Here is a 6,319-nt window from a genome sequence, read left to right as displayed (position 1 = left end):
CAAAGTGGTCCCTTTTTCATTTGACATATACAGCAGGTGTGTCAATTAAAGAAGTTCAGGAACGAATGGGTCATGAAAATACTGAGATGGTTCTAGAAGTTTACAGCCATATTAACAAGAAAAAGAAAAAAGAGATTGGAAATATCTTCGCAGAACATATCTCTCAAAACTGCTAACGTATTCAAAACGTATTCAACGCAAAAAAAGCACCTTCTCGAACAGACCGAGAAAGTGCTTGAAACGTTGATATATTTTCAATTGAACTCAACTTGCAATGGCAAGTTGAGGAACTCCATCTGTAAGCGAACAAGTTCGCAACAGCTGCAGCCTAACGTTTTGAGAATTGTGAAGCTTTACGAGCTTTCTTAAGACCTGGTTTTATATTAATTAATATTTTGGTGAGTACTATCAGTTGTTTAACCTAGATAAATCAATATTTAGTCTAAAATTAATTGCTCATAAATTCTGTCTTTTGCTACAAAGTTAGTCATAAAGTTAGTCATATAGTCAAAAAATATGCACTTTTTAGTATGAGTTAGTCACGCAACAAAACTACCAGGCACACCAGTGTTTTTTTATGAATTAAAATATTCTTATGCGTATATATTGACAAAGACAAAAATGAGTTATAATATAATAATAACTCATCAACCATGATGTTGAAGGAGATCTCGAAGGCGTCCATTACTTAAATGGGCGCCTTTAGCTATTTACATATCTATTATAATCTTTCATTTTTCTTTCTAACGTTTTATCATTATCAATATAAAAAGCTGTTGAGAGTAAATAGTAGTCTTTTCTTTCTTCTAAAACTATTAAATATCTATCTTCAACATTTAACATATGCACTTTATTTTTTCCTCTTATGTTTTTTTCATAAATAAAAAAACATTTCTTACCACATTCAGCAATATGATTTGTTTCAATGCCTGGTTTAATCCAATGTAACCTCTCACAACGTCTAAGGTCAGGCAATCTTTCATCAGAGTTATTTTCAAAAAATTTGCAAGTCAAGTGATAAAATGCATCTTGCTTCCCATTAAATTCAGGGTACCTTCTTAATGCAATACTTTTGTTATTATAATAAAGTTTATTATTATATAAATCACGCAAAAAAATTTCATACAAATAATCATTGTATTTTTCAAAATTTCCATTGTAGTCATTTAATTCTACTATTTTTTCTAATTTAGGACATTTACACATATATTTATCTCCTAAAATAAACGATCTAAAACTAGAATATTAAATTTATCATTACTTAAAGATGTAGTCCTATTCAGATTTTGGCCAGACCTTTCTTTAATTAATGAACAAATTTCCATTTTTGTCTCATTTGATTCAAGTTTTCTGTTTAAGTATGAAATAGCTCCAATCATCATATCCGCCAATTGTATAATTGAACTTTCATGTGATCTAATTTGCTGGATTTTATCAATGTTATTCTTTTGGGAATAAGATTTATTTTCCAGAACTTTTTTTAATTTTTTTATTTTTAACATACTATTAGTGTCTTTAATATCAATATAAACATTAATGTCATCTGAGTCTCCTAAAAAAAACGACAATACATAGTAATACATTTTATAGTAAAAGTCATCATGGGTTTGAGAAAAATCTGAGTGTCTTAGTATTGATTTATCCGGTAGTAGGACACATCTTAACCTCAGTAACTCATTATCAAAGAAATAATTTACTAAATCTAAATAATATTTTCTTTCTCCCTTAGAAACCTTGCTCCATTTTATTTCTCGTCTGACAGAAATTCCATGCTTTATTTTTATCGCTTTTATATCTTCATAAACTTTCCTAGAAGCATAATCTGGACAAGCTATTCCACCTATTACCATTACTTTTTTATTATCATTTTCTAGATGACATGATTCATCACAATATATATTTATCAAAATTACACCTCACAATATATAGTCATTGATTTTATACAAATTCAATTAAAATGTGATAACTACACTATGGTTTAATTGAATAAAAAAATTGTTAAATCTAGTTAAGCATTATTTATGCTATATGTTATTATACTTTCGAATTAAAAACAAGCATTAAAATCCCCCACCAATATATGATGGGGGTTATACGTTAGTTTCATGATAGATTGTCCATCTATCGTTCTGAAATGGCCTTAGAACGTGGATTAAAGCAACACGTTATTCTAAATTTGATGATCTATGGTTTGAAATACTTTAATTTTTACCCACTTATGTTTTGAATCATAAAACATTTTCATATATTTTTTATTGGCCAAAATAACAGACCCAAAATTCTCAATATCACGTTTTCTGCTTCTAATAAGAATATTAGTTACCGATTGTTCAAGTGTTGTATCCATCCAATAATATATTTTATTAATTCCTTCAAACTCAATTTCTTCTAAGTCACTCGGAAATGAAGTAATGTGACATACTGTATCATTGGTTTCCAGTAAACGCTTAGTCCAATCTATTTGCATTTGTTTAGTTGAATAACCTTTTATCAAATCCAAATCAGTAAAAGCTTTGAAGTTATTAATTGCATATGTTGATTTTCCAGAACCTATTAATCCACATAGGAATACTACTGTTTTAACCATTATTAAGCTCTCGTTCCTTCTTCCGTTGATAGTATTCTCGTTTTTGAGCTAGAATTTTCTCACGTTTCTTCTCATATCGTTCTTTATCTAGTTCTTTTCTACATTCCTTACACCTAGAATCAAAGCCTGTTTTGCTTTTTTTCTTAACGTGAAAGTTAATATCCGTTAACTCCTTGTCGATACCACATAATATGCACTTCAAAATTTATCAACTCCTTAATTTCGTTTCTCTCTCACACGAAAAAATGTACAGTGCTGCATGAAGGTCAGCGCACACACGGGGAGGGGGTGGTATGCCCCCTCTTGTCTACTAACTTCCTAGTGCGTTCTAATAGATTAGAACCATTATCTTTTTTAAAAATTAAATATTTAGATTATTGTACTTATCTATTAAATTAACAAACTCCATTAATATTGTAATCCTTATTCGTATAGTTGTATGGGAGTACCCCATTGCATGGGCAATCTGGGAGTTTGTTTTTCCTTCAATGTATCTCATCTTTAAAATGTTTTGATCTTTCTCATCAAATATATTTAGTATTTGATTTGTCTTATTAATCATTTCAATATTATATTTCAGTTCCTTTGATAGGCTTTCTATCCTGTCTCTTAGCTCCTCATCAGTTGGTATCGGGAGTAAGCCTTCAAACAATTCACTAATATCCTCACGGACATCTCTACGATCTAATTCAAGAATGTCTTTTGCAATCTTCCACTCTAGTAATTGGTTATCAAATTGTATTTGCTTATAACCTTTTAATAAATCAAATAAATTCATAGTTAGTCATTTAAATTCATTCTTGATAACATATTTCTTAAATCATTATCAATTGCTTTCTCTTCCTCTGTTTTTAAATGATGCTTTTTATTAATCGTATCTTTCAGTTCCTTTTCTTTTTTCGCTAGTTCTTCTTGGTATTCCTGCTCTGCTTTTTCACGATTTTCAATTTCAATTTTTTCACCAACTTTATTAAGTAAATTTTGAAGTTCACGTTGTTCTTTTTCTTGGTTCTCTAACTGTTTTTGATATTGTTCTTTTTGTTTTTCTATTCTTTCTTGCTCCTTAAGTGCAACTCTTTCTTCTAAACTATTCATATATTCAAATAGATCTGTTCTCATATAATCACCTCATATTTATTTGTTGAAATTATTAATAAATTCTTTGATACTGTTTTCGTGTTTTTCCAATACCACTCCGACAACATTTCTAGGATTGTATCTAGAGTATTCTAAATTTAAAGCGCCTGATTCCGTTCGATTATAAGGATGATCAGCATCATCAACTTGCATATAACATAGATTCTTAGTCAATGTAGCCATTAATTTTTTAGCCTCTTCTAGTGATTCATAAGATTCCTTCTTAACAATGTCAATATCTTCTAGAATTAACCTTACTTTAGATAATAATTCTTTTTGTTTCTCACCATCTAAACGCTTAATCATATCTGAATACTGCTTAAATTCTTCCTTTGAAATTAAAGGTTTATTTTGAAGTGTATTTATTTTTTTGTTTACTAGCTCTAAAGTGTTTTCTGCTGTCCATAATTCTTTTTTTACTTTATCATATTCCTCATAATCATTATCTTCTTCTGCTGTAATAAGTTGATTGTTTAATAACTCAATTTTTTCAGAAATTGAATCGAATAATTTAGAAGTTTCCTCTAAATCCTTATCGTGCTTTGTAATAATATTTTGAAATTCTTGTTTAATTTCTTCTAATGTTTTCATGTTAATTTGCTCCTTTTTTTGGTTTATTATTTTCCATTTAACCTTTATCCAACTTAATTAGTAAACCTCGCTAATTCACTAATATTACATAACTACATTTAAAAATAACATATCATTGTATCAGTTCTAATTTACTTCTCGCTTTTTCCAATAAACTACAGAATATTCAATATTCATTTCACAAATAGTGTTGCTATTCCAATTTACCTTATATGAAACATCATCATATTTTTTTCTAAAAGTGTTCAATAACGTTTCAATTTCATCTAAATAGACTATTTTGTTAACTACCTTTTTTTCTTTTACTAAATCATGATCATTCTTCAATTCTTCCAGCATGTAATCAGCCAATAGGTGACGTGCTTTTTTATCTAATTCCGATACTTCTTTAACGGTTAATTTCATTTCTTCAGCAACCCGTTTATTCGGTGCTGGTTTGCCACTATATCGTTTAGTTACCGAATAATAGAACTTAATTTCTCTACTGCTATATGGCTTAAATTTAGCTAATTTAACGTACTTTAACATCACCATTTTTCCAACTTCATTTGGTAGTTTCTTGATGCACTTTGCTAATAGGTTGAACTCTTTCAAATCATCTTCCGTTAACTCGTTTTTATGTTTAATAAAATTACCAAAATTTCTAAAAGTCAAAGGTCCAACCCATACTTTTAAATTCCTGTCTTTTGAATGAACATTTTGCATGACTACACTCCAAACATTTCAAATAATTCTTCTTCCTGCTGATCTATTTTTTTCAATAACGCCTCAGAAGGTATAAAAATATTTTCATTAGCTCCCTCTGCATTCGAATTGAAATAATATTCAAGTTCAACCATCCAATCACAAGCTTTTTTTAGAAGGTCTAAATCGGCAAATAAATCAATTCTAAGGCGATTTTGTTCCTCAATGGTTAATTCTTCACTAAGTGCATTCAACCTACGTTTTAGCTTATTTATTTGAATCTTCAAAGACTTTTCTTCACCAATGATTTCCATAACATGCCATATTACAGAATAATTTAGTTGATATGATTCAGAATCAAGCAATCTACATGAGCATCCAACAAGTGAATGAGTTGCATAATATCTTGAACTTACTACTTTTGCCTTTTTTTCCATTAATTCGATTGTTTTTGGCAAGGATAAGTACCATTTTAATTGATTTAATTGCCATTCTTCCAATTACTCACCCCTTTAGGACAACAGAAAATAGTTAGTACACTAATACTTGCTATATTTTAAAGAATCTAATAAATACCGAAATATTATCATCATATTCCTTCATACTGATACTTGGGAGTTTAAAATTCCCTGAACCAATATAATATTCAAGCAATGGATCATATTTCATATCCTCACACAACTCAGCCAAAATATCACTTACACTAAGTCCAATATCAAAATTTGTTGATAGAATTGATTTAGTGTTAGTTTCATTATTAATTCTATATTTTGTGAATTCAATTTCTTCATAACCATTAGTTATAGTTTTAACTTCATATGTCTTTCTCATATTATAGCCTCCTAATTATCGATCTAACTTATATTTTTAGTACCATCTTTATGTGGCTGGCTATACCATCAACCACCCTTATAGCGTTGGCGAAAAGATGGAATTTTACTAGTTTTGATACAAATCTTCGTACATTAACATTATTGAATAAACTACTGAATTATAATTTGAACAAGTGTCAAATTTAATGTCGATTACTTTAATAGCATTGTCGTTGATAAAATTATTCACTTCATTTTCAACAGTTTCCTTACCTACACTTTTGAATATTCTAACTTCCATTAAATCACACCTCCTTTTAATTTTATTTCTTTGAAATATAACGTTACACAATAACCGTTTCTCTCAATATATGTGGGTTGATACCCCTTCAAAAACTGTAAGTTCAACTCGTGTAAAACTAAGGCTGTAAGTGATTTTGAATCTTCTGAAATAATCTGCTTTTTCATTTTAACTCCCTTGTATAATGAACACATAGTAATTAGTGTT

Annotated in this window: 11 protein-coding genes; all 11 read right to left on the bottom strand. The window is 29.1% G+C overall.

Translation table 11 applies throughout. The features are described from left to right. Positions 1 to 702: 702 nt before the first annotated feature. Positions 703 to 1,206: a hypothetical protein gene (locus tag HMPREF2811_RS05470; protein ID WP_071408446.1), complete on the bottom strand. Its 504-nt coding sequence runs from the start codon at positions 1,204 to 1,206 to the stop codon at positions 703 to 705. 11 nt (positions 1,207 to 1,217) lie between these two features. Then, a complete protein-coding gene (locus tag HMPREF2811_RS05465; RefSeq protein ID WP_071408445.1) occupies positions 1,218 to 1,907 on the bottom strand; it encodes a DUF3800 domain-containing protein in 690 nt (229 codons plus the stop codon). 263 nt (positions 1,908 to 2,170) lie between these two features. Further along, positions 2,171 to 2,587: a hypothetical protein gene (locus HMPREF2811_RS05460; RefSeq protein ID WP_071408444.1), complete on the bottom strand. Its 417-nt coding sequence runs from the start codon at positions 2,585 to 2,587 to the stop codon at positions 2,171 to 2,173. A 361-nt stretch (positions 2,588 to 2,948) separates the two neighbouring features. Next, positions 2,949 to 3,365: a sigma factor-like helix-turn-helix DNA-binding protein gene (locus HMPREF2811_RS05450; protein WP_071408442.1), complete on the bottom strand. Its 417-nt coding sequence runs from the start codon at positions 3,363 to 3,365 to the stop codon at positions 2,949 to 2,951. 2 nt (positions 3,366 to 3,367) lie between these two features. Continuing rightward, positions 3,368 to 3,706: a hypothetical protein gene (locus HMPREF2811_RS05445; RefSeq protein WP_071408441.1), complete on the bottom strand. Its 339-nt coding sequence runs from the start codon at positions 3,704 to 3,706 to the stop codon at positions 3,368 to 3,370. A gap of 15 nt (positions 3,707 to 3,721) precedes the next feature. Further along, positions 3,722 to 4,315, bottom strand: a complete 594-nt coding sequence (locus tag HMPREF2811_RS05440) for a hypothetical protein (protein ID WP_071408440.1) — start codon at positions 4,313 to 4,315, stop codon at positions 3,722 to 3,724. Between the two features lie 126 nt (positions 4,316 to 4,441). Continuing rightward, positions 4,442 to 5,020, bottom strand: coding sequence for a hypothetical protein (locus HMPREF2811_RS05435; protein WP_071408439.1), 579 nt, complete (start codon positions 5,018 to 5,020; stop codon positions 4,442 to 4,444). 2 nt (positions 5,021 to 5,022) lie between these two features. Beyond that, positions 5,023 to 5,499: a hypothetical protein gene (locus HMPREF2811_RS05430; protein WP_071408438.1), complete on the bottom strand. Its 477-nt coding sequence runs from the start codon at positions 5,497 to 5,499 to the stop codon at positions 5,023 to 5,025. Positions 5,500 to 5,548: 49 nt separating this feature from the next. Then, entirely contained in the window at positions 5,549 to 5,830 is a 282-nt protein-coding gene (locus HMPREF2811_RS05425) for a hypothetical protein (RefSeq protein WP_071408437.1), read from the bottom strand. A gap of 108 nt (positions 5,831 to 5,938) precedes the next feature. Further along, a complete protein-coding gene (locus HMPREF2811_RS11410) occupies positions 5,939 to 6,112 on the bottom strand; it encodes a hypothetical protein (RefSeq protein WP_168164950.1) in 174 nt (57 codons plus the stop codon). Then, positions 6,112 to 6,319: hypothetical protein (locus HMPREF2811_RS11405; protein ID WP_210386551.1), on the bottom strand; the 208-nt coding region annotated here is incomplete at its 5' end. The genes HMPREF2811_RS11410 and HMPREF2811_RS11405, both read right to left, overlap by 1 nt.

It is taken from the genome of Globicatella sp. HMSC072A10 (genome assembly GCF_001811625.1).
GTDB lineage: Bacteria > Bacillota > Bacilli > Lactobacillales > Aerococcaceae > Globicatella > Globicatella sanguinis.
This window is presented reverse-complemented; position numbering and strand designations above follow the sequence as displayed.

Bases quoted from the DNA above. Each gene is read 5' to 3' on its own strand.
- HMPREF2811_RS05470 (WP_071408446.1), bottom strand. From the start codon at position 1,206: ATGTGTAAATGTCCTAAATTAGAAAAAATAGTAGAATTAAATGACTAC.
- HMPREF2811_RS05440 (WP_071408440.1), bottom strand. From the start codon at position 4,315: ATGAAAACATTAGAAGAAATTAAACAAGAATTTCAAAATATTATTACA.
- HMPREF2811_RS05450 (WP_071408442.1), bottom strand. From the start codon at position 3,365: ATGAATTTATTTGATTTATTAAAAGGTTATAAGCAAATACAATTTGAT.
- HMPREF2811_RS05425 (WP_071408437.1), bottom strand. From the start codon at position 5,830: ATGAGAAAGACATATGAAGTTAAAACTATAACTAATGGTTATGAAGAA.
- HMPREF2811_RS05445 (WP_071408441.1), bottom strand. From the start codon at position 3,706: ATGAGAACAGATCTATTTGAATATATGAATAGTTTAGAAGAAAGAGTT.
- HMPREF2811_RS05460 (WP_071408444.1), bottom strand. From the start codon at position 2,587: ATGGTTAAAACAGTAGTATTCCTATGTGGATTAATAGGTTCTGGAAAA.
- HMPREF2811_RS05435 (WP_071408439.1), bottom strand. From the start codon at position 5,020: ATGCAAAATGTTCATTCAAAAGACAGGAATTTAAAAGTATGGGTTGGA.
- HMPREF2811_RS11410 (WP_168164950.1), bottom strand. From the start codon at position 6,112: ATGGAAGTTAGAATATTCAAAAGTGTAGGTAAGGAAACTGTTGAAAAT.